The organism is Cuniculiplasma divulgatum, from assembly GCF_900083515.1.
Taxonomy (GTDB): Archaea; Thermoplasmatota; Thermoplasmata; order Thermoplasmatales; family Thermoplasmataceae; genus Cuniculiplasma; species Cuniculiplasma divulgatum.
The window spans coordinates 1,668,169-1,694,024 of record NZ_LT671858.1; the positions used below are offsets into that span (position 1 = coordinate 1,668,169).

The following is a 25,856-nucleotide window of genomic DNA, read 5'->3' on the forward strand; positions in this document are numbered from 1 at the left end:
TTTACCACCTTATCTCCTTCAGCAACGAAATATCAATCTTGCCGAATTTCCTGTATATCGAAACCAGTATACTTATTCCAACTGCAGATTCTACTGCAGCAATTGCAATTGTGAAAAGGGCCATAACTAGTGGATCTACCTTTCCTGTGCCAATAGCTGCTGAGACTAGACTCAGTATGGCCCCATTCAACAGTATTTCAACTGAAATTAGCATCTTGATCCCCACTTTTGATACCATTATGCCGTAGAGACCTATGGTGAATAGCGCTAATGAGATTAACTGAACTATGAACTGATCCATTTATTCATCATCCTCCGCTGTATGAAACATTCCTATAATTCCTGCTACCAGTACGACAGAAAGAAGTTCAAATGGTATAATGTACGTACTGAATAACTCCTTTGATATGCCAGTTATGCTCTGCTGGGTGGGTACATATGTTCCAGAAATACTAACGACTGAGACAGCCATTACTATGAAGAACAGAATTGCAGATATGGAAGCCGGAATTTTATTCAATTTCCTTACCTCCTGTTATCATCATTGTAAATACCAGAAGGGCACTGACTGCTCCAACATAAACAAGCAACTCTATTGCTCCTACCAGTGTTGCTCCAAGAAATATAAAATTTGCAGAAAGTACGAAAAGGAATGCCATGAGGAATATGATACTTCTAACAATATCTTTCTGTTCCACAGAAATTGCTGCAAGAACTACGAGAATTATTGCGAATATAATTGTAATTATTGTAAAGATCATCTTCTTACCTCGTCCTCCCCTTTCTCAAGGTCTGTAGGAGAGTATAAGAAATTGTTCTTAGTTCTTGCAGTCTCGAACACTTCCTTAAGATATATAGCATCTGTTGGGCAGATCTCCTCGCAGTTCCTGCATACTGTACATGTACCAAAATTGACTGTTGGGTATATCTTCCTCTTATTTCTCTGATTCTCCTTGTCCAGATTCATCATGGTGATTGAGAGATTTGGGCATACCTGTTCACAAAGTGTGCAACCTACACAGTCATCAGTGCTCAGATAGACTCTGAATCTGAATCTATCTGGTATTTCACCCTTAACTTCTGGATACTGAACTGTGACAGGCTTTTGAAAGAGATGCTTGAATACGGTAAACATCCCCATAACGGAACCGATTATTGGAATTCTCTTGGGTTCCTTCACTTCTTTTATTTCTATCATGCTATCCCTCCAAATATTATGATTCCAGTAATTATCAGGTTGATAAATGAGATTGGTAGTAAATACTTCCATCCAAAGTTCACGAACTTATCTATTCTTACCCTTGGCATTGATAGCCAGATTGTAAGTGATATAACTACCAGCACAAGTGTCTTTATCATAAGCCATATAAATCCAGCATAGTTTGTGTATGGCCCAAGATATCCACCAAGATATATGGTGCTTATAAGCATTGAACCAAGGAAGATTGTTCCAAATAATCCAAGGTAAAAAAGACCGAATCTTAGACCACTGTACTCTGTGGTGTTTCCAGTGACAAGTTCACTATCACTTTCGCCCATATCAAATGGTGAATATGATGCCCTTGCAGCCATGGATATTAGGAAAACGAAAAATCCTAAAGGTTCCAGAATGGCAAAAGGTATTGACTGGGCAACAACAACTCCGTTTATGTCCAGTGGATCAGACACCTTGACTGATGCCATCATCACAACCGCAAGGATGGAAAGCATCATTGGAACTTCAAAAGATATATCCTTCGCAACACCTCTGAGTGCCCCAAGTACAGCATACTTGTTGTTTGAGCTTATTCCAGATAATATTTCTCCTATGGGCATTATGGCTATTAATGCGAATAATATGATAATACTCACATCAGAATGAGATACTGTAAGCTGTCCAAACCATGCAAGAGGCCCGTATGGAATGAATATAAATCCCATGATCAGTCCAAAGAATATTAGGATAGGAGCGACCTTGTATGCAAGATCATCTCTTCCTTCTGGTAAGATTGATTCTTTCTGTATTAGTTTCAGACCGTCAGCCATCACCTGTAATACTCCTCCCTTGCCCACCCTGTTCGGTCCGATTCTCATTTGGACCCTTGCCATATATTTCCTGAAGAAATACACCATGCCAGCGACAACGACTGTGGCAAATATTATTACTATCAGGGTTTCAATTATATATGCCAGAATGTATGAAGGATAGTGCCCCAGAACTGATAATATATCAGCTATCCTCAGGAGCAAATTCATCTATCCACCTCTCCAAATACCAGATCTATGGAGCCTGAAATTGCGACCATGTCTGCAATCAGTACATCCTTTGCAAGATAAGGTAGTACAGAAAGATTCTTGAATGATGGACTTCTGACGTGAACCCTGTATGGTTTTACAGATCCGTCTCCCACCAGATATACACCAAATTCACCTTTCGTTGATTCTGTTCTTGCATACACATCTCCTTCTCCTCTCAGTCTTACCATAAGTGATTTCTTTGCTTTTGGGTTGAAATAAGGTCCGTCAGGTATCTTGTCCAGAGCCTGATTTATTATCCTCACTGATTGCCTCATTTCCTCAAATCTGACTACAAACCTGGCAAGTACATCTTTTCTCTTTGATATTGGAATATCAAAATTTACTTTGTCGTATGCAAGATATGGTTCTGCCTTACGTACATCATATGGTATTCCGGACGCTCTCAGCATTGGACCTGTTACTCCATAGTCCAGTGCAACTTCTGGTTCAAGTATACCCACATTCTTTGTTCTTGATATAAAAATATCATTCTTTGCAAACAGGTTATAGACCTCGTCGAGTTTCTTCGGAAACTGCTTTGTAAACTCCTTTATCTTATAAATTATCTTATCATTGAAATCCTGATAGACACCGCCTATGCTCATATAGTTTGTTTCCTGTCTGGAGCCACATATTTCTGTGAACAGATCCAGAACTTTTTCCCTCTGTTCGAATACATAGAAGAAAGGTGTAAGCATTCCAAGATCCAGCCCAAAGGCGCCTGCCCATACAAGATGCGAGGCAATCCTGTTGAGTTCAGCCATGACTGTTCTTATCCATACCACTCTTTCTGGAGGTTCTATATTAAGGAGCTTTTCTGCAGCCTCAAGATAACCCACTTCCATGTTCATTGCTGCTACATAATCCATCCTGTCGAAATATATTAGAGCATCACAGTAGAAATCAAGTTCACATATTTTTTCAGCGTTTCTGTGAAGATATCCTATAACAGGTTCTACCTTCTTCACTGTTTCTCCATCCAGCAATAATTTTAATCTGAGCACTCCGTGAGTTGATGGGTGTTGCGGACCCATATTAAGCTCAATATATTTCTCTTTCAGTCCGTCTTTCTCCATCATTGTTACCACCCATCTCCCGGATCAAAGCTTACCTGATCGTTTCCTTCATCATCCATGTTTACATACTGTATCTTACTCAGATCGTAGTCCTTTCTTAATGGGTACCCAACCCATCCCTCTGGCAGCAGTATTCTTTTGAGATTAGGGTGACCCTCGAATATTATCCCCATCATATCATACTGCTCTCTTTCATCCCAGTTTGCGCTTTCGAAAAGTGATGTAACACTTGGCATTCTAGAATCTCTAGTTTCTGATTTTATAACAAGCATTTCCTCTGTTTTTGAATTGGTGAGATGATACACAACTTCAACCCTGTCCCTAAAATCAACTGTGCTTATGAGACTGAGTGAATCGAATCCTCCGTTCTTCATATCTTTCATAAGGTCCAGCAGGTCTTCTTTAGGTATCCTCAGAACCTTTCTGCCATCCTTGCTTTTTTCTTCCTTAACTTCATAGGCCATCAGGTTCACCTCTCTGCTTCATTTCTTATTTTTTTCTGTAAAAGTATTATCCCATTTGTCAGTGCTTCTGGTGTTGGAGGGCATCCTGGAACGTACACATCCACAGGTACAACCCTGTCAACACCAAGAACTACCGAATAACCCTGGTTATAAGGTCCACCCTGAATCACACATACTCCCATTGCGATAACGTATTTCGGGTACGGCATTTCATCATATAATCTTCTGAGCCTTGGTGCCATTTTCTTGGTTACTGTACCTGAAACGATCATTAAATCGGACTGCCTGGGAGAGTTTCTGAATACTTCACTACCGAATCTTGAGACATCAAGCCTTGATGCCTGTACCGCCATCATCTCAATTGCACAGCATGCGAGTCCAAAGGTTAGTGGCCATATGGAATTACTCCTTGCCCATTCCATAGCCTTATCCAGTGTTGTAGTTACAAAGCCTGTATCACCAGTTTTCATTTAATCCACCTCATATACCCCTTTCTGAACGCATAAAAAACCACACTCATAGGCATTGAAATAAAAATTATTGTCTCAATGAATGCATATACACCAAGACTCTTAAAATCGTATGCCCATGGAAGAAGCAACGCCATATCAACATCAAAAAGTATGAAAAGAAGCACTATTACGTAATACTGTACCCTTACAAATGAACGATATGAACCTCTTGCAACTTCTCCAGACTCATAAGGCTTTGTATATACAGAGCCCTTCAAGGGAGAGGATTCCTTTGAAAGATTAGATATTATGTCTGAAGGTTTGAATGAAATCTTTGCCGCTGGACCTTTTGCCCTCCCCTTATCCAGACTTGGGAGAATTGTGAAGACAAGGTACATAGCCAGTGCCAGTAAAATGATTGTAATGAGCGCAGGTATGTATCCATACAGTAACATAGTTCCATATTTTAGGAAAATATTTAAGTGTTGTTTAATTTGAATCCTTATTTCTTACCGTGTTTATTAACCTGGCAACAATTGATGGATCAATTACACCTTCATTCATAGAATTGAGCTTTCTCACTATATCAGTCATGTTTGAGTTTATGTCTATGTCACATTTTTTTATAAGATTCATTATGGATTCCTCAGAAACTGGTTTTAGCAAATTGAGATTTAGTATTTCCTTGACTGAGTTACCTGAATACAGCATATCAATTGCTCTTTCCATCGAATATCTTCCCAGTGAGTTCTTGATGCAGTATTCAATTACAATCCGTATTTGATCCCAGCTTACCTCTTTCCCGTATTTTTTATTCATCTCTGGTATGGTCTGGTTTATTATTCTGGATAATACCTTTCCATTTTTTTCATTAGCCAGGAGTGCAAATTTTTCAAGCTTTCCGTCGGATATAATTGTTTCGGCATCCTGAATTGATATTCCGTACTTCCTGCTAATACTACTTGTGAAAGATTCCAGCCCTTCTGGAATTTCCTCAGAAGCTTCTTCCAATATTTGCCCATCTATTTTAATCACCGGAATATCTGTCTCAGGATACATCCTGCTGCTCCCAGATAGTGGCCTCATATACCTCGTGGTATTGTCTTCCAGTGCTGCTCTTGTTTCTGAGAAATCCAGTGACAGTAATTTTTCAATTCTTTCTTTTATTACAGTAGATGCATCCTGGACTTTATCTGGCTCTATGATCAGTAAGAGGAAAGAATCATTATCTTTCAAACTGAAATATTCTGTTATGGTTTCCCTCTCATTGATTGTAAGTCCATAGGCTGGTAGCTCCTCATAGTGAATTACACCCTTTATGTTTATCTGTTTCAGTGCATCAGCAATCTCACGACCAAATCTGAAATGATCTGTTTTCATCACTCCCCTGAAGTTTGCGAGTTTTGTTGCATATATTTTTTTTCCGTCATTCAGTCCTTTCCATATTATTTTTGAGTCTGTATCCGTAAGAAGAGGTGTAACATCACTGAATTCCAGTTTTTCGAATCCACCATTTGCTTTTACCCTTTTTACTGCTTCTGCCAGCCACTTCTGTCTATCTGCTTCATTTTCAAGAATTTCTCTGAAAGCGGATAGTTTTGAAACTCCCTTTATCTCTACTCTTCCATATCCCATGGAGAAATTTACATCCTGCCTTATGGCGTCTGCCCCTTTTCGTAAAAGGCCCATAACAAGCATCCTGTTTCCTATTTCCCTTGCTATGGACATTGCATCTTCTGCGCTTTTCATGTCTGGAGAGGTTGAAATCTCTATAAGTGGTAACCCCAGTCTGTCCAGAGAATATACAACCATATTGGCTTTTTCCTCTACCTTTCTGCATGAGTCTTCTTCCAGACATATGGTTGTTATTCCAGCCAATGCCTTTCCTGATTTGATTTCTCCTCCGATTCCAATAAGTGAAGTTCTCTGAAAGCCACTGGTGTTTGATCCATCAATAACCACCTTCCTCATTACGGAAACTCTGTCCATTATGGAGGAACTGAATGCCATGGACATTGCAAGTGCTGCTTTCAGAGCCTTTCGATTTATCTCTAATGGAGGTTCCTCATCTGCTTCGACTAGACAGGAATTTTCTGAAACAATGTACTTGAATAGCCTGTCACGTGCCTCTTCATAATATGTTGATATATCTTTGGACCCTATTTCGCCGGATGATGAGTGAAGCCTTCTAATAAATGATTCTTCTAAAAGCTGACCCTCTGTATTACACTTGCAGAAAAGCTTTCCCACGTCGATCTGCATATGCACTTCGAGACCTATCATCGTATTATCCGGTAATACCATCAGAGAAACACCCCCAATTCCTCCCTTTCGATCAGTTCACCGCGCATATTTTTTCTCATCATGGTTTCAAATTCTTCTTCCTCATAATTACCCAGAACATGCATCATCTTGACATAGGCAGTTTCTGGTAGTATGTTTCCCACTGATATTATGCCTGCCTTTTTCATTTCCCTTCCTGTTGAATATATGTCAAGATTCGTTGTTCCAAAGATGCATTGAGTTGTTATTACAGCCTTCATTCCATCTTTCACCCTTTCACTGATGGACTCTAAAAATTTTGTTGCAATGTGTCCAAGTCCGGTTCCCATGAGAATTATTCCTTTCTTACCATCCATTGATTTTGCAAGTTCTTCATGCGTTAAACCTGGATACATGTAAATTATGGATACCCTCTTTTCTAGATTCGTTTTTAATTTATTTTCATTTTTTTTCCGCCTGTATGATCCATTCAGATTGACCAGACCTTCCTGGAATGACCCTATGGGTTGTTCACCTATTGCCTTGAATGCATCCCTCCTCGTTGAATGCATTTTTCTTGATCTGGTTCCCCTTATCAGGTCTATCCTTTCGTCTGATGTGTTGTGGTGCATTGAAATTCCAACCTCTCCGAAATCTGTGGTTGCAAAATCAACTGCAGCCTCAAGGTTCAGGTATGAATCGCTGCTTGGCCTATCGGAGCTTCTCTGTGATCCTACCAGTACTATGGGTCCGGTCTGTTCTTCAAACATGAATGCAAGTGCTGATGCTGTGTATGACATTGTATCAGTTCCGTGTGATATTACAACGCCCTCTGAATTATTTAATTCACTGCTTGCTCTTTTGGCAAGGCTTATCCACTGATCTGGTTCCATGTTCTCACTTAGAATATTTGAGAAATCCACCCTCTTCAGCCTGTATTTGTTTTCCATATACCTGAATTTGGATGTTAGTTCTCCTATGTCAAGAGATGGAAAAACCGCACCTGTTTTATAATCCACCCTGCTCACTATGGTTCCTCCCGTAGTGATAAGTGAAATAGGTTTACCTGTTCCAGACTCTCTCGCCTCTTCTCCTTTACTTAACGCCTGAATCTTGCCTTTTTTTAAAACAGTAAACGAATCGATCTTAACAGAAATATTATAACCATTTTCCAGTTTAATATTGAAAAAATCATTATCCATTGATATAAGGGTTCCGGTCATTTCCCTTCCCCTCCAGCTAAATTTAATTGTGTCACCCATTTGAGGTTTCCTTGAATCTGGCATGATTCATTATGTTTGATTCTTATTTTAATTTTTAAAAAAAATATGAATTTACTAGAGAAGTAAATCCATACTACTTTAGAAGACTCTTTATAGACTCACAAAAGTCTACTCATTTTATTTATTCCAAGCATGTTTCCAAGTTCCATTGCATTTAGAGGGGCATTTCCGTTAGGATGGTTATTAAAAAATATGAAAATTTCATTAAATTGCTTCTCGTATCTCATTATTTCATCCTTTATTTCAAGCAATTCCTTTTGATTGTATGCATAATTGAATTTTTCCATTCCTGATTCTTTTTCTGAAAATGCGGGGTTCCTTCCGTGAAGTCTTATGTAAACGCTTCCTTCATTTGAAATGTTTAACCTCAACGGATTGATATAATTGTCTGTGAAAGATATACTAAATCCGGCATTTTCAATCAATTTTTGTATTTCAGGGAAATCTTTCTCTTCCAATATCCTTGGCTCGCAGTATATATTGCTTTCATTAAATGTGATTTCTGACATGCTTACGAGATATTCCTCCAGGTTGTGATTTGATATCCATGGTGGCAGTGTGAATAGAAATTTTGATTCCTGATCTCTTTTTCTGGCTGGATTCATTACGTTTTTGATGAACAGATCCATACTCTTTTTCCTGTCACTAATTTCTCCAAAGTGACTTATTGATGAATGGATTTTAATTGATACCTTTATATCTTTATGAATTTTCCGGATTGAATTTTCAAATGTTTCCTTTGGAGGAATTGAGTAATATGTTGAATCTATTTCCAGTGCGTTGAAAAAATTTGTGTAGTAGTTGATTGATGGCCTTGTTCCTTCTGGATAGAATTTGCCCACCCATTCCCTGTATGCCCATCCACATGTTCCAAGAAATATTTTCAAGGATTAAGTTCCCTCATTACTTCCCTGGCAATTATTACTCTCTGAATCTGGTTTGTGCCCTCATATATCTGAGTTATTTTTGCATCTCTCATGTGCCTTTCCGCATCCAGATCTGTTGTGTATCCATATCCCCCGAAGATCTGAAGTGAATCAGTGGCTATCCGGTTTGCTGCATCAGAAGCGTAGAGCTTTGCCATGGAAGATTCCTTTATGCATGGTTCATGTTTGTCCCATCTTTCCGCCGCATTGTAAGTCAACAGTTTAGCTGCTTCAATTTCAGTGGCCATATCGGATATCATAAACTGTATTCCTTCCATATTTGATATATTCTGGCCAAACTGTTTCCTTTGCTGTGAGTAAATAACTGCCTCTTCAAAGGCTGACTCTGCTATGCCAAGGGCCTGAGCTGCAATACCTATCCTTCCTGCATCAAGGGTTTCCATCACCACCTTAAATCCCTCGTTCAATTTACCTACAATATTTGATTCTGGAACCCTTACATTTTCAAATATGAGTTCAACTGTTGATGAACCTCTTATGCCCATTTTATGGATATCCCTGCTAATCTTGAATCCAGGAGCGTCTGAGTCAACTACGAATGTTGTTATTCCCCTGTGACCTTTGGATGGGTCTGTAACAACATCAACGACGAAAAATTTAGCAAGTCTTCCATTTGAAATAAAAATCTTGGTTCCATTTATTACATAATCATTTCCATCCTTAACCGCAGAGGTTTTAATGGCTGCTGCATCGCTACCTGCTCCCGGTTCAGTAAGGGCCAGTCCCCCTATTTCACCCTCAGCTACCCTTTTTAAATATTTTTTCTTTAGATCTTCCGACCCGAACATCAGAACAGGCTCACCAAATAATGTTAAGGCGCCATCAAGAACTAATGAAGTGCTTGGACAGGCTTTTGATATGATTTCTATTGCTCTAATCAGGAAGCTAAAACTCATCCCATATCCACCATATTCTTTTGGGATGTAACTCGCAAATAACCCAAGTTCCTTCATTCTATCAATAAGTTTCCGTGGAACCTCCTCTTTTAGATCTATATCTCTTGCAAGTGGTTTTACCTCTTCATTGGCGAATCTCTTTATGTATTCAAGAACATCCTTTTCCTCTTCCCTTAATTCACTCATACCCTAGTAATGTTATTTCAGATATTATTTTTTGGTGGAATTTAATATGACCTTATATTTTTCAGATTTCACATTTTTGAAGTATGAATTTTTCAATGTAAGAAACAACAAAATAAACTGGTATGAACGGTTTAAATAGGTATTCTATTTTTACTTTTTTTGAAGATCAGGGAAAGCAATCCTATAATAACTAAGCCATCAAGGATTTCAAAATAGTTCAATACTGAAAACCCTTCCTGATTCATAATTATAGTATTCTCCTTTCCTGAAAGCGTGCTATTAAGAAAATCAGATTTGTTGTAATAGTCAAATATAGTTACCGCATCAATTTTGTACCTCCCAATTCCAAGTTTTATATTTTTACCATAAAATTCCTTATTAGTAATTGTAAAATTATAGAATTTAACCAAACCAGATGCAGTATCACCCTTCAAGCCACATATTTTTATAGACTCTATAATATTGGCTCCTTTTTGAGATGTACTGTTATAAACAAAATTGTTGAAAATGTATAGTTTTGCCATTCCAGTATAGTCAGAAAAGGTTGAAGTGCTAAAAATTTCACCACACAGATTTTTTGTGTTTAGTGTTTTACATGAATTTGCCTCGAAACGAATTTCGTTTCTCTGATAGGGAGATGCGGAAAATATCAACATGATTATTAATAAAGAAGAAAGAATTACAACCATCCTTGTATATTTTATCATTCTTGATTCACCTTCCACTCTTTAGTCCAAAATTTAGCAACAACCTACTTGAAATCACAACCATTAATATTGAAACTACCAATACTACAATAGACTCTATAAGTATGTAGAAAGGATCGATTGAAGATAAATTTAGGTGAAAGTACAATTCTAACTCTATATCGGCTTTATTTTTTGAATTCCCCGCTATACTAATAGCCTCATACGCAGCAAAAAGTACACCCATTGAAGCGATTCCATCCCTTACAAATACACCTATTATTCTTCCCGCTGCAATAAAAAGTGAGATCACAGCAACTGAAGCAATCCAGTATAAAACAACATCTTCAACTGGAATGTAGAAGAATTTGATATATAATAAAAGAGATATTTCAATTATTATGGCAGAGGGTAATATTATAATATCTATAAAATGGCTTACAAGTAGTGTTGTCATTCTTTTCAAAGGTGCAGTGAACAGGTATCCGAAAACGCCAGATTCTATGTTTCTTCCATAAAAATATGACTTTATAAGAGCATAAGCTAATATAGGATAGAAAGCAAAAGACATTGAATTATATAAAAAATATCTATATCCAAAGCTAACAGCTGAGTATCCTATTATAAGAGATGAAATTAAAATAATTAATTCCTGTACGTGATACTGATTTGAGAGATAGTCAGAAATCCTTATATTAGGGTTTCTGAACATATGAAAATTCATCCTCCATGACTCTTGGAACTGGTATGATGCTCATTATGCTGGCAACCTGATCTGCATTAATTGACGAAATGAAATTTTTGAAATCTTCATCTCTTATCAAAATATTGTTCCTGATAATTTTATACACTAACTTTCCCTCAATTTTCTTCACTATCTGATCTATTTCCCTAAGTTTTATGGAAAATAGATTTTCTCCAATTCCTGTTTTTATTGGTATTGGTCCTATTATTTTTTCTGGTCTAAAAATCACTATATTTTCAGCAATTGGAAGCAAATCATCAAGAATATGGCTTACTATGATGAATGACAGATCATTTTCATGTCTAAGTCTCTGAATAATGTTGGCCAGAATATTCCTGTTTTCCAGATCTATGTTTGAATTTGGCTCATCCAGTACAAAGAATTTACATTCAGTAGAGAGGCAAATGGACATGGATATAAGTTGGGTTTCACCCATGCTAAGGTATTTAGTTCTGGCTCTCTTTAAGCCGTAAACTCCTAACTCTTCCATTATCATTTTTAATCTTTCAAAATTAATCTTTCTCAATCCAGAATAAAACTCGATCCAGTCCATTACAGTAAACCCACCTATGGGAAGCGGTCTTTCAGGCAAAAAAGAGACGTCCCTAAAAGCAAGATCTGGATTATAATACGGAAGATGTCCCCCAACCTTTACTTCATCTTTTCCCTCTATCTTGGCCAATCCTTCTATGACAGAAATGAGTGAACTCTTTCCTACGCCATTGTGACCTATTATTATTGTAATCCCATCTACAATTGACACATTAAGATCAGAGAGAGATCTATTCTTAGCATAACTTACCTTTACATGATTTACTTCAAATTTCATTGATTTATCCTCCTTCTAATCCTCTTTCTTACATGTCTTACTGTTAGAACTAAGAATAAGACTCCCACTATCCATATGGCAGCTATAAGATTTATATTCTCAATAAGATAATAAGTATAGTCTAAATTAAACTTGACATTTGTTCTTGTTAGAGATATGGTAAAATCGCATATAACTTGATCTTTTGTTCCGAGTAATTTATTTGCGAGGGAAAAATTTCCTCCCTGCATAACCATATCTGATAAAACGTAATAAGAGCCACTTTGAGACAACCCAACCATACTTTGAGGAAATTCCTGGTAAGCAGAGTGTTGAGATGGATTTTTTATTATCGACTCATTATTAATATTTAATGGCACATATAGTCTTTCAATTGCAACTTCTCCATTTATATGAAATACATCTTGAGGCGGTCCAAAATCAACAGTGTCATCAGAGCAGATGATCTTTCTTGATGCTACTTTCAACAACAGTGAACCGTATTCAAAAAATTGCCCAAATTGGGAAAGATTTCCCATAAAATAACCTATTGTGCTACCATTTCTGCTTTGAATACCTGAGATTTTAGACAGTTCAGGTTTTCCTTTTTGACTGCAGCCGTGTATACTTAATGAGTAGCTGTATTTATTGTTTCCAATGCTAGTTATATTAAGATATGAACAAGGAGTTTCAAGTAAAGTTGTTCCATTTCCATCGTTCTTTAGAATGAATCCACCTATCTGATACGAAAAATTTGCACCACTACTATCTGGATTAGCCACATAATTGTTTAAAGATGTCTTCTCTATTTCTAGCGGTATAACTGAGATGGTGATTGTAGATATGATAAGTATGATCAATGTTACAACTATAAAAATTTTAAGTTTCAACCTGAGGTTCACCTGTTACTATTGAGCAAATGATGTTCCTGCCTGTAATACTGTATTTATGATACTAGACCAGCTTATTGATGCACCTGATTTGACTGAATATTTTCCTATATCAGATCCGTTTATTCCCCCGTTTCCTATTAGCATATACATTTCTACTGTGGTACTAGTTTTAGTTACTACGTTTACCGTGTTGAAAAATGTGAATGACCAGATATATAATGTTCCAGTTACCCCATCTTTAGTAATTTGAGTTAAGTTCATTAAAGTTCCTGTTGAAAGAGATGCTCCACCTGTCAGAATTGGATTAGGGTTAATAGATGCAGAGTTTTCAACCTTAAGCGGGATATTGCAAACTATAACTGGATTTTGCCCTGGATATTCATAAACCTTCTTTTCTATAAGGAAAGTTAATTTACCTGTTTCTTTCACACATACTGGTGAATATTGTGGATACGCTTGAACATAGCAGGTTTGACTAAATTCAATCCCTCCTTGTCTAACTTGCGTTCTACATGTCGGTCCTCTTGATATTGTAGAACAATTGACGTTGGTAGAAGAGATTGCTGTTTGTTTATTACCACTCGTTGGAGTGTTAATATTTTTGGAGTTTCCAAAGGGCATGGCTATCATTGAAATTATGGCCAGGAAAAATAACCCCCCCCCAATTACTAATTTTATGTCAGAAAATTTAATTTCTGCATCCATCAGGGTTGAATCCCATGGTTCGTTTATCTTTTTCATAAAATCAAATTCTTTTAATGTTATATAAATATTGCTGATATTTATATCACACGATTACTTTTGTTCCAAAAATAAAATAAGATAATTGTTTTAATTTAGAACTAAATTTATGAACAATTTTTAAACCACAATTTTATGAAAATTATACTGTTATACAAAACTTAAAAATTGCATGAATGACCATCGTTTTATTTTTGCAAAAGATTTTTACTTATGCACTAATGCCAATCCCAATGGAATTTAAAGCTAAACTGGTTACGTGGGATGATATTGAGAAGTGGTGTGAGGAGATCAATAAAAAGATGCTAAAAGATGGAATTCCGGATGCGATTATTGGACTGTCTAGAGGTGGTCTTGTTCCTGCGAGAATACTCTCCGACATGATTCTTATGAAAAACCTCTATGCTATAAAGACAGAACACTGGGGATTAACTGCAACGGTTGACGGAAAGGCAGATCTGAAGTATGGTCTCAATGTGTCTATTGAGGGAAAGAATGTTCTTGTGGTGGACGATATTACAGATACAGGACAGAGTATGAAGCTTGCATACGACTATATAAAAACACTTAAACCAAAATCTGTAAAGACTTCCACCATGCTTCACATTGGTCACTCTTCCTTTGTTCCGGATTATTATGCCCAGTTTGTTACTGACAAAGAATGGACATGGTTTATATTCCCATGGAACGTTTACGAGGATATTACTAACCTATCCTCCAAGATTGAAATGAAATCAAGTTCTGTGGACGAAATAGTAAAAAAGCTTAAAGAAAGCTTTGATCTCTCCGTGAATCATAGTGTTCTGGAAAAAATTTTGATGCAGATGGTACATATGGGAAAGGCAGAACTGAAGAACGGGGAATATACTTACATTCAGGCCTGAATAATCGTTCCTGATGTGCCTTCTATTACATTATTTGCGTCTTTAAGTGAACCTATCCTTGCAACTTTTCCACCATGTTCCACAAAACTCATGGCTGCAAGAACCTTTGGTCCCATGCTACCGGTTGAGAACTGACCTTCATCATAATATTTCTTTATTTCGTTCAGCTTGACTTTATTCACTGCTTTTTGAGTACTTTTACCAAAATCAATGAATGCATTCTTCACATCAGTGAGTATGACAAACTCCTCGGCGTCCAGCATGTGTGCAAGAACATATGAAGCAAGATCCTTATCTATTACTGCATTTACTCCACTGTAATAATTGCCAGTTTTGATAACTGGAACGCCTCCACCGCCTGTACATATGGGGAGGAAGCCTGCGTTTAGTGAACTTAGAATTGCATTTTTTTCCAGTATATCAAGAGGCATTGGAGAAGGGACACATCTTCTCCAGCCCTTTTCCGTCCTTATAAATTCCCAGTCTGTGCTGTTCTTTAGTTCGCTGTATTCCTGATCTGAATAAACTCTTCCAACAGGTTTTGTTGGATTCATGAAAGCCCTATCATTTTTGTCCACGATGGTTCTTGTTAGTATATTTATTGCCTCTTTCCCAATGCCATATCTTGATCTTACATTCTCATATGCTTCAATTAATATTTCTCCAATCAGACCCTGAGACATTGCGCCAAGGGTATGCATAGGCATGGGTGGAGGCAATTCCTTTGTATACTGATTTCTCAGTATTAGATCTCCGACCTGAGGACCGTTCCCGTGAGTGATTATGACATCTTCCTTAACGATTATATCAGTCAATGACTCAAAGGCATTTACGGCCCTTCTTACCTGTGTTTCATAATCCCTTGAATCACCGCTCTCCATCAAGGCGTTTCCTCCAAGTGCGATTACAATTTTGCTCATTATATCACGGAAAACACAGATTTGTTGCACCTATATAAGAGAAAGCTCAGTTTTTAAAGGCTGGTTTCTGAAACTACGGAATTTAAAATAATGAAAGAGCTTTTAAATCATACTGCAATTTTATTATATGAATGTGGAAATTCGAATTAAGAGTAAAAAGAGCTTTGATGATTTGTGTTCAGAAGTCCCTAAAAAAGTTAGTGAAGCAGGTTTTGGTGTACTTGCTGAGATTAAGACCAGTGATGTTCTTAAGTCAAAGGGTTATGAATATGCTCCTCTGAGAACTTTTGAGATATGCAATCCAGAATATGCTTCAAAAATACTGAATACAGATATCAGATTTGAGTCCATGCTTCCCTGCAGGATTGTGATAAAGGGAACAAAAGACGGAAGTGAGGTCATAGGGCTTCTACCTGAGGCTATGGCGGGATTAGTTGGAAACAGAGATGCAGATGAAACAATGCTTAAGGTTCAGGAACTGGTTAAAAAAATTGTTAAAAATATTGCAGAATAAATTAACTTTATTAGAAAATTAAAATATTCTGCGAACCTCTTTTATGTAATCAAGAAATACCTTATTATGAAATTAACAGTAGCACACACACCAGATCCGGATGATGCATTTATGTTTTATGCGATGATCACTGGAAAAATTAAGACCAGTATGGAGTATGAACAGATAATAAAGGATATAGAAACTCTTAATCATGAGGCTGAAACAGGAATGTACGATGTTACAGCCATATCTGCAAATGCATATGCCGATGTGAATGAAACCTATGCCCTGACCAGATCAGGCGCAAGCTTTGGACTCACCTATGGACCTTTAGTGGTTGGTAAGAGTGAAGTAGATTTTAAAAAAGCGATTATAGGTTCTCCGGGACTTGGAACCTCGTCTCACTTACTTTTCAGAATGTTTGTTGAAAAAGATGCAGATCTAAGGCCCATGAGATTTGATCTAATACCTGATTCAATTGTTAAGGGTGATATTCAGGCAGGAATAATTATTCATGATGAACAGCTAACCTTTCAAAATAAGGGTTTGATAAAGCTTGCAGCAATCTATGATAAATGGAAAGCATATGCAGGTGATCTGCCTGTACCTCTGGGTTTTAACGCAATACGAAAGTCCCTGGGAAAGGATGTTATTGCCAACTATATCAAGGACTTCGAAAACTCCATAAAATACGCACAGCAACATGTAGAAGAGGCTGCCACTTATGCAATGAAGTACGCAAGATACAAAGACCTTGAATTGGAAACAAAATTCATACAAATGTATGTTAACGATCTTTCTGTTGATTTTGGAGAAAAGGGGAGGAAAGCACTCAAAATGTATTACGAAAGAGCATTCAAGATGGGTTTACTTCCGGAATTTAACATGGAAATTGTTTAAAAATTTATATTTATAATTCATTTTGTTGTTAATTATCAAGTACATTAGATTGATACTTGAAAAGAGATTTCCCTGCATAGTTGCAAACTACAATATGGATAAAGCCTTCTGTTACTCTATTTGCAGATATTCTCCAGTATCCTCTTGGTGATAGGGCATAATTTTCAGGAGATGAATATACCATCCCAGTACCTCCTCCAGAATTTCTTCCGGGTTTTCCTGTCAGGCAACTTGCTATGCAGTTTTCTATTTCTTTTGCTGCCGATGTTTTATTTTCGCTCTTAATTAATAATAACCCCGAAACATTTGTCCTACAAACTATATTTGTAAAATTTACAGATTCTCCTATGTATATACAACCAAGCGTTTCGTTGCCATCCACCGTAAATGTTTTATTGAAAACAATCCTGTAAACAGGAGGGTATGTTACCTTGGGTATTACCCTGTTGGTTGGAGAAGTTTTATGTTCGCTCAAATGATAAAAAGTGTATCCAGCAAATATAAAAACTATTACCAATATCACTGTTATAATTTTATTTTTATTAACCAATTAAGTATACCTCCTTTTAATATATAGAGTCAAGGAACATAGATTAATACTGATTTATTTTTACCTTATTACAGATATAAATGCTTTTATATATATATATATATACATTTCTGTTATTTTAATTTAGTTTTCACAATAATTACTTTTCTTTTTCAAGTCTAATGTTTATCGGTTATTAGATGTATAAACTATCTTAAACTCTCTCAATTCAAAGAAATTTTGTATTCAGAGCATTATAAAATAATTTTAATATGTCAAATAGTAAAATGTTCATTGCATTGAAACATTCTAAAAATGAACTCTTCCATTTCTATAAATTGTGGAAAGACATTTTAATTTAGTAATAATTTATGCGTAGTTTAAAATCTATTATTAAAATTTTTAAAATTTTAGTTTCTTACTTCCTCTGTCTTCACTGTTGAAGGAGATACAGATGGTGAAGGAGAGGATGATCCAGATTCATTTACAACCTCCTTCTTGGAATCGTCATATATAACCCTCTTTCCCCTCAGTGCTGAAAGTATTGCTCCCACAATGAAGATGAAGAATCCAGCTATGAATGCCATCCTTAGAGATGTCATGAATGATCCTGCCAGTGCAGTTGGGAACCATATCTTTCCTTCAAGTGTTACGATTACTGAATGTGGTATTAAGGCACTTAATCCAGCCAGTGCGGGTTCTGAAAGAATTGTACCTACTGGATTGTAGCCAAGAAATGCTGAGAACAGTGCTGAGGTTGGAGGCAGCTTATCAAATATTGGTATGAGAACAGGTGCACCGGATGTTGCAAGTGCAGGACCGAAAGAACCCGGTATGAGTCTTGTTAGATATACAAGAACGATTGTGAAGAATATACCCATACTTGCTGTTTGACCTGTGTTTTGCAAGGTCGCTCTCATTCCTGAGGCAACACCTCTTAGCTGTGGCTTTACTGAATTCATTACCGCTGTTATGTTTGGAGCAGCGAACATTCCCATTCCTGATCCCATCATAAATAGCATCAGGGCAAATGGAACGTACGCGAAGTTATATGGTAGGGTTGCAAGTAACAGGAATGCAACTGCACTTATTACTAAGCCAACCGTGGATATAAGTCTGGCTCCTATCTTGTCCGATAAAGCGCCACTAACTGGACCGAACACCACAAATCCCAGCATCATAGGGATGGTATAAATCCCAGCCCAGAATGGTACGGAACTGTAACTGTAACCGTGCAATGGTAGCCAGATTCCCTGAAGAAGAATGATTATCATGAACATCAGACCACCCATTCCCATTGACTGTAGCATACTTGCAAAACTTCCAGTTGCGAACGCCCTGTTTTTGAATAATGAGAGGTTAAACATTGGCTGTTCAACTGCCCTTTCTATGAATATGAATGCAATAACCAGAATTACGCCGATCGCCATTGAAGCAATTACATACGGATTTCCCCATCCCATGCTTGAGTTATCATATGGCATAAGACCATAAGTTACGCCGAGAAGTATCAGTGTTAGACCTCCAGCGAACGCAATATTCCCTGGAATATCCAATTTTTGTTTCTCGTGACGTGTTGAGGTTTCCTTAAGCTTTGCATATGACCATACTGTACCTATAATACCAACCGGAACACTCACCAGAAACACATCTCGCCAGTATATTGTAGCAAGTATTCCTCCAAGAATTAAACCAATAAGGGATCCAGCAAGGGCCGCTATCTGGTTTAGCCCCATGGCTTTTCCCCTTTCATTTGCGGGGAAACTGTCTGTTATGATTGCTGCAGAGTTTGCAAATAAGAATGAAGCTCCAACTGCCTGAACCATCCTGAATAGAATTAATTCAAGTCCCGCTGTATCTCCCGTTCCGGGTGTAAGATAAAGCAATATGGAACCTACTGTAAAAATAAGAAAACCAAGGTTAAATAACCTGACTCTTCCAAATATATCTGATAATCTCCCAAATGTAACCAATAGCACTGCGGTTACCATCATGTAACCCATCAGTATCCAGAGCAGATATTGAAAAGATGAACCCAGGAAAGGATTCAAATGTATACCTTTGAAGATAGCTGGTAAGGATATTAACACAATGGTGCTGTTAATTGAAGCCATCAAAACACCAAGTGTAGTATTAGATAATGCAACCCATTTGTACTGAACCATCTTTAATCAAGCTTGTATTTCAGGGTTGTATAAATACTTAATTCATAATTGATTAAGTAATGAAATATTAATAACTATTTTATATGCAAATGTAATCACATCTTATGTTAGGCAGAAAAGGAGCTATAGTTTTAACTGTGGCACTTCTTGTTGTATTTTCTGGAATGACTTATGTGACAATATTCAACAGCAAGACCGCCCTATCTACAACAGGCGGTTATCTGAACGTTACTGCAGCACAATCACAAAAGGATCTGGTATTTGTCAAAAGTCCCGGATGCATAGAATTTAACATAACAGTGAAGACAGACGCATCCACTGTTTCTGTATTTTCCTTTGGTAATGTTTCAACCGGTTCTGGTAGCCAAACAAACCTTACATCTTTCATCAATACGTCATCCACTTATAATGGACTGGTAGTAAATTCAACGGATAAATACAATTACATCACAGTGACTAACTTTAAGAATAATACCATAATAAACCTAAAAATGATGGTTTCATTAACTGCGTTTGAAAATATGCAAACATTCAATCCTGAAAACAGTAACACAGTGTATCCTGTTACGATCTTGGTTATAGGATCTAACGATGGAGCTGATGGAACCGGTTTCGGTCTGGCAAAAATGTGAGTAGTTAAGATATGTTATTTAGTAAAAATCAATTAAATGTAATGAAAAAACTGGTAAATACGATGCGAATTTATCTATTTATGTTTAACGGTATTTTCAAAATATTTATGAACCATAAGTTTTTAACTGACTGAGGGTGAAAAAATGACGAGATTTGTATTAATATCGGATAGCACATTGAGTTATGAATACAGGAATTTTCCACTTTTAGATTTTCTACCCTGTGCGCCTGGAAAGGCAATACCAGAAAGAGTTTACAAATTCCTGAAGGGGCCTGCTCCCCCTGCTAAACCAAATGGAGAAACAGTATTTGCACCATATGCCATAAGGAAGCTTGAAGCCAGTCTTCTTACTAAATTCAAGAGAGAAGAAATAGCAGTTGCACACGAAGATCATCTTGAGAATTTTATCAAGGATGACACGGAAATCATAGCTGTTTCAACTATGGATCCACTGGGTATCGGACCGACAACAATGTCCTACTATGCACTTTTTGGAGGTAATCTCGATGCATGGGTAAGGAGAGACTGGGATAAACTGATGGATAGAATCAACGTGGTAAGGAAGGGAAAGAAGGCAAAACTGATCGTTGGTGGACCAGGAGTATGGGAATTTACAATTCTAAGAGACGAGATAGAGAAATATCATTACGACTATGTATTTTCAGGTGAGGCAGATGATATTGCACCAATGTTATTTGATCAGATAGCATCAGGTGATATAGACAAAAATGTTTTCAGAACTGGTTTTGTAAGTTATGATGAAAACTTCAAAAGAGTTACAATAAATGATCCACTTTTCCTTTCAAGAGGATTTTCCAAGGCAGCATACCCGAGACTTGAGGAGATACCTAGAATTGTTGCACCTTCCATGAAGGGAATGGTTGAAGTTATGAGAGGTTGTGGTGTGGGGTGTGATTTCTGTGAAGTAACACTAAGACCGCTTAGATATGAGCCTACCGAAAATATCGTTGCTGAACTTGAGATAAATGCATCCGCCGGGATAACTAATGGGTGGCTTCACTCAGATGAATTCTTCGGTTACAAGCACGGCAATTTATTTGCACCAAATGAAGAAGCACTATCAGAACTTCTAACGGCAGTAATGAATGTTAAGGGTATCAAGACGTCAAATCCGACCCATGGACGTGTTTCCATACCTGCAGGTTATCCAGAAATGATGGAAAAACTTTCAAAGATACTTAAAACAGGACCGAGGAACTGGATAGGTATCCAAACAGGAGTGGAGACTGGTAGTGATGAACTTGCCAAAAAACATATGCCTAACAAGACCCTTCCACTCAGAATTGGTCCAGACGGAAGCTGGCTGGATATTGTCTGGCAGGGAGTATACGTAGAAACAAAGAATTACTGGAGACCGGCATTCACATTACAGGTTGGTCAGAACGAAGAGACTGAAGATGATAACTGGCAAACGGTTGAAATGATAAACAGACTCAGTAACTCATACTCTGAAGGTGGCAGACCTTTTGAGTTTACAGTCACACCACTTGTAAATGTTCCTCTTGGGAGAATAAAGTCCAGATCGCTCAACACAAATATGCTCACAAAGGATATGATGGCAGTTTACTATGCATCCTACAGACATCTTTCAAAAATGGCCACAAGAGATGGTTTCAGGGACACCGATGGTAACTTCTTATCAAGGATAGGAACAGGATCACTTATTTCCGGTGGTGGATATCTTATGATGAAATACATCGAAAAGAGGGCTGCAAAGATGGGAGTGGATATAGAGAAAGTGAAGCACTATGGAGTAGAGCATTCCAGGGAAATCACATCCCTATCGGCACTTGCAAGAGCATAATTGGGAAAAATAATAAAAAATCCTGAACCCCTGGAGACATCTTATATTCCAGGGTACCTTATTAACAGAGATAATGAGATAGATTCTTTACGGAAGAATGTAGTATTTCCAGTAATGAGAGGTTTATCAAGCAACATTTTTATCTACGGTCAGTCAGGTACAGGTAAAACTGTTACACTGAGATTTCTTGCATCCATGGAAACTGGATGTTATTTCCACTATGAAAATGCCATATCAGTAGGTTCCTTCAAGAGAATTGTGGTAAAGATACTTAGTTCACTTGGAAAACAGGTCTCCGAGAAACAGCCATTTGATTCTCTATTCATGGCACTCAAGAGATCTACCTCCATGCCCATTATACTTGTTGTGGATGAATGTCTGAATCTTGTAAAGACTGATCCAGATGGATTATACAATGTGCTCAGGTCGGCAGAGCTTTATGATCTCAGAATGGGTCTGATCCTCGCATCAGTTGATAATCCTGCCCTCCACATGACATCCAGGGAGATCAGAAGAATCGGTATTTTCAACGAAATGAAATTTAATAAATATTCAACGTCAGATCTTTCAGGCATTCTGGATCACCGGTCTAAGGAATCGCTTTATGATGGTGTTATTGAGCCAGAAATAATTGATGGTATAGCGTCCATAAGCGAAAGATCTGGAAGTGCAAGGATGGCCATAGAAATATTGCAGAAAGCTGCATTCATCAGTGAATATGATAATCGAAGGACAATTGACATGGAAACTGTCAGGAAGGCTTCTGCAATGATCAACCCGTATATTACTGAAAGTAAATTGATGGAACTGGATCAGAAAGAACTGCTGATCCTCCTGTCTATCTGTCAGATACTTGAAAGAAACATTGATGCAACCATGGAACATATAACCGATCAGATAGGAGTAAATTTTGAAACAAGGGATCAACCAATCCCAGATCTTCCTCTTATCTACAGGGCAATAAGACACCTGGAATCTCTTGATATAGTTGAGGGTGTGAGGGAAAGTTTAGGCAGGGGAAAGGGGGTTAAAAAGAGATTTTTCATGGGCGATCTACCAGTTTCAGTCCTTATACAGAAAATATTTGAAATAATAGAATGAAGATTTAGAACCACCATGAAAGATCTGATTGCTTTTTTACAATGAGTTTGGAGAAGAGAAAATCGAATGGCTCAAAGTTTCTAAGAAGAATCCTGGTGTAGAACTTCCTGTCAACCGGTTGATCATCAAAGTTAACAACCTTTTTTACTGAATCATTGATTATTACATTCATGGATTGCCCTGGCATGATCTCGATCCCATCCTCCATCAGCGATTCCATTGATGCTTTCTGTATGTTCTTAATCATATAATCCTCATAATATTTTGACGGCCTCAGAGTGAGTGAAAAATCGCTTTTCGGAAATCTGTCAATGTTTCTTACATATCTGTCTTTTAATTCTATATATCTTGTGTATATGGAGTGATCATTTACCCCCGGCTCAAGTTCTTCAAGTAGCCTCAGTATATCTTCCTGAGCCCTTATTACCAGTGACGGAGAATCTGAACGTCTAATCCCTATTCCTCTCACCTTGTAGCTCCCGTCATATTTCAGTCCGAAATATCTGTTTAACGCACCAAGACCAGATCTTGCTGGCAGAAACACCATCCACTTATAGTATCCATCCATCACTATATTTATGGATGTGTTCTTCCTCACCCTTTTCAGAAGATTTTGTATGTTCCCATTTCCCTGAATAAACAGTGAATCCACAATTCCATGTATGGGGGTGAAACCCTCAGATTCGCCTATCCTCATGGCCGTCTCAAGTGCCCATCTTCCAACGGAAGTTATGGCTTCATGCATCTCTATCTTTCCAAACCTTGCGTTCTTGAAACCTGTGTATCCAAAGGATGTTAGAAGAAGCCATTTCAGAACCTTATCCCTCAGTTCAAAATCTCTTCTTATCCTCTTATTATATTTGTATATAAGTCTCCTCTTGAGCAGTATGTCAAGTGATGAGGGGATGAATCCTTTCAAAACGCTGGTACTGTATGGATTATCCCCAGGGAGTTTTACCTGTTTATCTGTCCCTATTGTTTCTGGTGACATATTGAAATGATGCATTATGGATGGATACATTGACGAGAAGTCAATCTCGTAAACATTTCGATAAAATCCCGGGAGCGGCTGAAATACGTATCCTCCACGATCACTTTCCATGAAAGCACTCAGTGGCTTTGGATCTTCATGATCATCCTTGTCTGTAATTATAAGAATCCCTGATCTTATGGCCTCGTAGTTTTCCAGTGATGATACAGCAGTTCCAGGTGTTACCCTGCATACTGTCTCTGGAGAGAGCCCGGTTATGCGACTTATCTCAAATATGCCTTCAATGCCGCCTTCTTCATACATGAAAGAATTCCCATTTATTGATATCTTTCCATTTATGTGTATTGAAGGTGTGGAATATGAGACTCTTCCATATGACATGAATGATCTGCCACCACTTATTCTGTATCCTATCCTCTTACCGATGATCATGTCTATGCGTGAAAGGAATGTTGCCATTGAAGTTGCATCGTAGTATATTATTATGGGAAAACGCTGGAAATTATCCATAAAGAATTTCATGGCATCCATTTCGTTGGTGAATTCCACACCATTTATTTCAGCATGTTTCCATCTGTATCCATTGTATTTAACATTGAACTTCATGTAGGGTATTTCTGGATCATGATCCAGAGGGTTTTCTATGGAAAAATAGGTTAAATTACTGGCAGCCATGATCTTCAGTCCAGGATCGAGGAGACCATTATATATCCTGAATTTCCTTCCATATCCTATGCCCTTTATTATTTTTATGAATTCCCTTTCCCTGATCTGTGGTATATAGATTCTCAAACCTTCAATTCTTGAATATACATCTCTTTCCACCGAATGTTCATAAACTATATCTCCAGCATCTTCCATTTGCCTTTCAAGAAATTCCATATCAAACTGGTCTCCGGTGACGAATATCCAGTTCCTCCAGTGGATCTTTTCATATTGTATTTTGCCATTTTCATAAATCCAGAGTGCAGGATTTTTCCCTGCTGTAAGATTGACTATGGTTCTACTGCCCATGATCTATTCTATCCATCATTTCCATGATTACTGATATGAGAAAGGCTGTCTCTGGAGATAACTTTGAAAGGTCCATCTGAGAGGCATGAATCCTACCCATGAGGAGTATTTCATCAAATAACCTCCTGTCTCTTTCAGGCATGGAGCTCTCCATGGACTTCATTGCCTTTGCAAGACTTTCCATAACCTGCCTTGACGTGTACGTGTTTCTGCCCATTTCTCATCACCCCCTGTATCTGGCATGTAAAATGCTCTCTTCATTAAGTGGTTTGTTCTCACACTTATGGGTGGTTTTCCAATGAATTCAACGAATGCAAAAAGTCCACGGGTAATGGGCCATACGGCCATTGCATCCATCATATAGCTTACGGATTCTGAGTCCCAGTCCTCAACTGCCCTGCTATTAAGAACCATAGCACATGCTGTTGTCTCCTGCTCCCCCATCACCCTTATGAGCTGGTGAGATGTAAGTATTCTCTGTATCTTTACATTTCTGACTGAGAGATGTGAGAGGAATGAAGGGGAGAGCATTATTCCATCGGTTATAAGAAGGTTCAGTGAATCAACACCTTCGAATTTCTCCAGTATTTGTCCCTGAGCTATCTCAGAGAATGAATTGTATACAATTATGGTCAGTGAGCCTCTGTACATAAATTTGAAAACTCTTATTTCCCTTAATAA

The 25,856-nt window shown here is 37.7% G+C and carries 30 protein-coding genes; 6 read left to right on the top strand and 24 right to left on the bottom strand.

The features are described 5' to 3' along the window. Position 1 precedes the first annotated feature (1 nt). From nuoK to CSP5_RS08330, 18 genes are all read right to left on the bottom strand, one after another. Positions 2–301: an NADH-quinone oxidoreductase subunit NuoK gene (gene nuoK / locus CSP5_RS08245; protein ID WP_148690105.1), complete on the bottom strand. Its 300-nt coding sequence runs from the start codon at positions 299–301 to the stop codon at positions 2–4. Further along, positions 302–520 (bottom strand): NADH-quinone oxidoreductase subunit J, encoded by a 219-nt coding sequence (locus tag CSP5_RS08250; protein WP_241869815.1) that lies wholly within the window; start codon positions 518–520, stop codon positions 302–304. Continuing rightward, positions 513–761, bottom strand: a complete 249-nt coding sequence (locus CSP5_RS08255; protein ID WP_021790400.1) for an NADH-quinone oxidoreductase subunit J — start codon at positions 759–761, stop codon at positions 513–515. The genes CSP5_RS08250 and CSP5_RS08255 overlap by 8 nt, the downstream gene beginning before the upstream one ends. Beyond that, a complete protein-coding gene (nuoI, locus tag CSP5_RS08260) occupies positions 758–1,198 on the bottom strand; it encodes an NADH-quinone oxidoreductase subunit NuoI (protein WP_148690106.1) in 441 nt (146 codons plus the stop codon). Before nuoI ends, CSP5_RS08255 begins: the two co-directional genes overlap by 4 nt. Continuing rightward, positions 1,195–2,235: an NADH-quinone oxidoreductase subunit NuoH gene (nuoH, locus tag CSP5_RS08265; RefSeq protein ID WP_021790398.1), complete on the bottom strand. Its 1,041-nt coding sequence runs from the start codon at positions 2,233–2,235 to the stop codon at positions 1,195–1,197. The genes nuoI and nuoH overlap by 4 nt, the downstream gene beginning before the upstream one ends. Further along, positions 2,232–3,356 (bottom strand): NADH-quinone oxidoreductase subunit D, encoded by a 1,125-nt coding sequence (locus CSP5_RS08270; protein ID WP_148690107.1) that lies wholly within the window; start codon positions 3,354–3,356, stop codon positions 2,232–2,234. Before CSP5_RS08270 ends, nuoH begins: the two co-directional genes overlap by 4 nt. A gap of 2 nt (positions 3,357–3,358) precedes the next feature. Next, the gene (locus CSP5_RS08275; RefSeq protein ID WP_021790396.1) at positions 3,359–3,817 is read right to left on the bottom strand and encodes an NADH-quinone oxidoreductase subunit C; all 459 of its coding nucleotides are present in this window, start codon (positions 3,815–3,817) and stop codon (positions 3,359–3,361) included. Between the two features lie 5 nt (positions 3,818–3,822). Beyond that, a complete protein-coding gene (locus CSP5_RS08280) occupies positions 3,823–4,287 on the bottom strand; it encodes an NADH-quinone oxidoreductase subunit B (protein ID WP_021790395.1) in 465 nt (154 codons plus the stop codon). Then, positions 4,284–4,724: an NADH-quinone oxidoreductase subunit A gene (ndhC, locus tag CSP5_RS08285; RefSeq protein WP_148690108.1), complete on the bottom strand. Its 441-nt coding sequence runs from the start codon at positions 4,722–4,724 to the stop codon at positions 4,284–4,286. The genes CSP5_RS08280 and ndhC overlap by 4 nt, the downstream gene beginning before the upstream one ends. Positions 4,725–4,758: 34 nt before the next feature. After that, positions 4,759–6,573 (bottom strand): Glu-tRNA(Gln) amidotransferase subunit GatE, encoded by a 1,815-nt coding sequence (gene gatE / locus CSP5_RS08290; protein WP_148690109.1) that lies wholly within the window; start codon positions 6,571–6,573, stop codon positions 4,759–4,761. Further along, complete coding sequence (gatD, locus tag CSP5_RS08295; protein ID WP_148690110.1) at positions 6,573–7,817, bottom strand: Glu-tRNA(Gln) amidotransferase subunit GatD; 1,245 nt, start codon at positions 7,815–7,817, stop codon at positions 6,573–6,575. The genes gatE and gatD overlap by 1 nt, the downstream gene beginning before the upstream one ends. Positions 7,818–7,912: 95 nt before the next feature. Further along, positions 7,913–8,701 (bottom strand): DUF72 domain-containing protein, encoded by a 789-nt coding sequence (locus CSP5_RS08300; protein ID WP_148690111.1) that lies wholly within the window; start codon positions 8,699–8,701, stop codon positions 7,913–7,915. Next, a complete protein-coding gene (locus tag CSP5_RS08305; RefSeq protein ID WP_148690112.1) occupies positions 8,698–9,843 on the bottom strand; it encodes an acyl-CoA dehydrogenase in 1,146 nt (381 codons plus the stop codon). The genes CSP5_RS08300 and CSP5_RS08305 overlap by 4 nt, the downstream gene beginning before the upstream one ends. 131 nt (positions 9,844–9,974) lie before the next feature. Next, positions 9,975–10,550, bottom strand: a complete 576-nt coding sequence (locus tag CSP5_RS08310; protein WP_148690113.1) for a hypothetical protein — start codon at positions 10,548–10,550, stop codon at positions 9,975–9,977. 7 nt (positions 10,551–10,557) lie between these two features. Next, the gene (locus CSP5_RS08315) at positions 10,558–11,241 is read right to left on the bottom strand and encodes a hypothetical protein (protein ID WP_148690114.1); all 684 of its coding nucleotides are present in this window, start codon (positions 11,239–11,241) and stop codon (positions 10,558–10,560) included. Then, entirely contained in the window at positions 11,225–12,103 is an 879-nt protein-coding gene (locus CSP5_RS08320; RefSeq protein WP_148690115.1) for an ABC transporter ATP-binding protein, read from the bottom strand. Before CSP5_RS08320 ends, CSP5_RS08315 begins: the two co-directional genes overlap by 17 nt. Next, positions 12,100–12,972, bottom strand: coding sequence for a hypothetical protein (locus CSP5_RS08325; RefSeq protein WP_148690116.1), 873 nt, complete (start codon positions 12,970–12,972; stop codon positions 12,100–12,102). Before CSP5_RS08325 ends, CSP5_RS08320 begins: the two co-directional genes overlap by 4 nt. A gap of 18 nt (positions 12,973–12,990) precedes the next feature. Then, positions 12,991–13,716 carry a hypothetical protein gene (locus tag CSP5_RS08330; protein WP_148690117.1) on the bottom strand — a complete coding sequence of 242 codons (726 nt, stop codon included), beginning with the start codon at positions 13,714–13,716 and terminating at the stop codon, positions 12,991–12,993. A 233-nt stretch (positions 13,717–13,949) separates the two neighbouring features. Between CSP5_RS08330 and CSP5_RS08335 the strand changes: the two genes are divergently transcribed. Further along, complete coding sequence (locus tag CSP5_RS08335) at positions 13,950–14,600, top strand: phosphoribosyltransferase (RefSeq protein ID WP_148690118.1); 651 nt, start codon at positions 13,950–13,952, stop codon at positions 14,598–14,600. On the opposite strand, the gene CSP5_RS08340 is transcribed toward CSP5_RS08335, so the two are convergent. Beyond that, the gene (locus CSP5_RS08340; protein WP_241810756.1) at positions 14,591–15,550 is read right to left on the bottom strand and encodes a carbamate kinase; all 960 of its coding nucleotides are present in this window, start codon (positions 15,548–15,550) and stop codon (positions 14,591–14,593) included. The two genes, CSP5_RS08335 and CSP5_RS08340, sit on opposite strands and share 10 nt — an antisense overlap. 97 nt (positions 15,551–15,647) lie before the next feature. On the opposite strand from CSP5_RS08340, the gene CSP5_RS08345 reads away from it, so the two are divergent. After that, positions 15,648–16,034, top strand: a complete 387-nt coding sequence (locus CSP5_RS08345) for a DUF302 domain-containing protein (RefSeq protein WP_021790387.1) — start codon at positions 15,648–15,650, stop codon at positions 16,032–16,034. A gap of 66 nt (positions 16,035–16,100) precedes the next feature. Further along, positions 16,101–16,916, top strand: a complete 816-nt coding sequence (locus CSP5_RS08350; RefSeq protein ID WP_148690119.1) for an MqnA/MqnD/SBP family protein — start codon at positions 16,101–16,103, stop codon at positions 16,914–16,916. Positions 16,917–16,944: 28 nt separating this feature from the next. Here the strand turns inward: CSP5_RS08350 and CSP5_RS08355 are convergent, their stop codons facing one another. Then, on the bottom strand, positions 16,945–17,391 hold the full coding sequence (locus tag CSP5_RS08355; RefSeq protein WP_148690120.1) for a hypothetical protein: 447 nt from the start codon (positions 17,389–17,391) through the stop codon (positions 16,945–16,947). 464 nt (positions 17,392–17,855) lie between these two features. Next, on the bottom strand, positions 17,856–19,610 hold the full coding sequence (locus CSP5_RS08360) for an MFS transporter (protein ID WP_148690121.1): 1,755 nt from the start codon (positions 19,608–19,610) through the stop codon (positions 17,856–17,858). Positions 19,611–19,714: 104 nt separating this feature from the next. On the opposite strand from CSP5_RS08360, the gene CSP5_RS08365 reads away from it, so the two are divergent. From CSP5_RS08365 to CSP5_RS08375, 3 genes are all read left to right on the top strand, one after another. Further along, complete coding sequence (locus CSP5_RS08365) at positions 19,715–20,242, top strand: hypothetical protein (protein WP_148690122.1); 528 nt, start codon at positions 19,715–19,717, stop codon at positions 20,240–20,242. A 144-nt stretch (positions 20,243–20,386) separates the two neighbouring features. Then, entirely contained in the window at positions 20,387–22,069 is a 1,683-nt protein-coding gene (locus CSP5_RS08370; protein ID WP_148690123.1) for a B12-binding domain-containing radical SAM protein, read from the top strand. Next, a complete protein-coding gene (locus CSP5_RS08375) occupies positions 22,070–23,170 on the top strand; it encodes a Cdc6/Cdc18 family protein (protein ID WP_148690124.1) in 1,101 nt (366 codons plus the stop codon). It begins immediately after the preceding gene. 4 nt (positions 23,171–23,174) lie between these two features. Here the strand turns inward: CSP5_RS08375 and CSP5_RS08380 are convergent, their stop codons facing one another. The 3 genes from CSP5_RS08380 to CSP5_RS08390 are packed head-to-tail and all read right to left on the bottom strand — an operon-like array spanning position 23,175 to position 25,826. After that, positions 23,175–25,175, bottom strand: coding sequence for a type B DNA-directed DNA polymerase (locus CSP5_RS08380; protein ID WP_148690125.1), 2,001 nt, complete (start codon positions 25,173–25,175; stop codon positions 23,175–23,177). Then, a complete protein-coding gene (locus CSP5_RS08385) occupies positions 25,165–25,392 on the bottom strand; it encodes a hypothetical protein (RefSeq protein ID WP_145983999.1) in 228 nt (75 codons plus the stop codon). The genes CSP5_RS08380 and CSP5_RS08385 overlap by 11 nt, the downstream gene beginning before the upstream one ends. Continuing rightward, complete coding sequence (locus CSP5_RS08390; protein WP_021790374.1) at positions 25,335–25,826, bottom strand: hypothetical protein; 492 nt, start codon at positions 25,824–25,826, stop codon at positions 25,335–25,337. The genes CSP5_RS08385 and CSP5_RS08390 overlap by 58 nt, the downstream gene beginning before the upstream one ends. Positions 25,827–25,856 lie beyond the last annotated feature (30 nt).

Excerpts from the sequence above, each read along its gene's own strand:
- nuoK (WP_148690105.1), bottom strand. The coding sequence starts at position 301 with ATGGATCAGTTCATAGTTCAGTTAATCTCATTAGCGCTATTCACCATA.
- CSP5_RS08255 (WP_021790400.1), bottom strand. The coding sequence starts at position 761 with ATGATCTTTACAATAATTACAATTATATTCGCAATAATTCTCGTAGTT.
- nuoI (WP_148690106.1), bottom strand. The coding sequence starts at position 1,198 with ATGATAGAAATAAAAGAAGTGAAGGAACCCAAGAGAATTCCAATAATC.
- nuoH (WP_021790398.1), bottom strand. The coding sequence starts at position 2,235 with ATGAATTTGCTCCTGAGGATAGCTGATATATTATCAGTTCTGGGGCAC.
- CSP5_RS08270 (WP_148690107.1), bottom strand. The coding sequence starts at position 3,356 with ATGATGGAGAAAGACGGACTGAAAGAGAAATATATTGAGCTTAATATG.
- CSP5_RS08275 (WP_021790396.1), bottom strand. The coding sequence starts at position 3,817 with ATGGCCTATGAAGTTAAGGAAGAAAAAAGCAAGGATGGCAGAAAGGTT.
- CSP5_RS08280 (WP_021790395.1), bottom strand. The coding sequence starts at position 4,287 with ATGAAAACTGGTGATACAGGCTTTGTAACTACAACACTGGATAAGGCT.
- ndhC (WP_148690108.1), bottom strand. The coding sequence starts at position 4,724 with ATGTTACTGTATGGATACATACCTGCGCTCATTACAATCATTTTACTG.
- gatE (WP_148690109.1), bottom strand. The coding sequence starts at position 6,573 with ATGGTATTACCGGATAATACGATGATAGGTCTCGAAGTGCATATGCAG.
- gatD (WP_148690110.1), bottom strand. The coding sequence starts at position 7,817 with ATGCCAGATTCAAGGAAACCTCAAATGGGTGACACAATTAAATTTAGC.
- CSP5_RS08305 (WP_148690112.1), bottom strand. The coding sequence starts at position 9,843 with ATGAGTGAATTAAGGGAAGAGGAAAAGGATGTTCTTGAATACATAAAG.
- CSP5_RS08310 (WP_148690113.1), bottom strand. The coding sequence starts at position 10,550 with ATGATAAAATATACAAGGATGGTTGTAATTCTTTCTTCTTTATTAATA.
- CSP5_RS08315 (WP_148690114.1), bottom strand. The coding sequence starts at position 11,241 with ATGTTCAGAAACCCTAATATAAGGATTTCTGACTATCTCTCAAATCAG.
- CSP5_RS08320 (WP_148690115.1), bottom strand. The coding sequence starts at position 12,103 with ATGAAATTTGAAGTAAATCATGTAAAGGTAAGTTATGCTAAGAATAGA.
- CSP5_RS08330 (WP_148690117.1), bottom strand. The coding sequence starts at position 13,716 with ATGAAAAAGATAAACGAACCATGGGATTCAACCCTGATGGATGCAGAA.
- CSP5_RS08335 (WP_148690118.1), top strand. The coding sequence starts at position 13,950 with ATGGAATTTAAAGCTAAACTGGTTACGTGGGATGATATTGAGAAGTGG.
- CSP5_RS08345 (WP_021790387.1), top strand. The coding sequence starts at position 15,648 with ATGAATGTGGAAATTCGAATTAAGAGTAAAAAGAGCTTTGATGATTTG.
- CSP5_RS08350 (WP_148690119.1), top strand. The coding sequence starts at position 16,101 with ATGAAATTAACAGTAGCACACACACCAGATCCGGATGATGCATTTATG.
- CSP5_RS08360 (WP_148690121.1), bottom strand. The coding sequence starts at position 19,610 with ATGGTTCAGTACAAATGGGTTGCATTATCTAATACTACACTTGGTGTT.
- CSP5_RS08365 (WP_148690122.1), top strand. The coding sequence starts at position 19,715 with ATGTTAGGCAGAAAAGGAGCTATAGTTTTAACTGTGGCACTTCTTGTT.
- CSP5_RS08370 (WP_148690123.1), top strand. The coding sequence starts at position 20,387 with ATGACGAGATTTGTATTAATATCGGATAGCACATTGAGTTATGAATAC.
- CSP5_RS08380 (WP_148690125.1), bottom strand. The coding sequence starts at position 25,175 with ATGGGCAGTAGAACCATAGTCAATCTTACAGCAGGGAAAAATCCTGCA.
- CSP5_RS08385 (WP_145983999.1), bottom strand. The coding sequence starts at position 25,392 with ATGGGCAGAAACACGTACACGTCAAGGCAGGTTATGGAAAGTCTTGCA.
- CSP5_RS08390 (WP_021790374.1), bottom strand. The coding sequence starts at position 25,826 with ATGTACAGAGGCTCACTGACCATAATTGTATACAATTCATTCTCTGAG.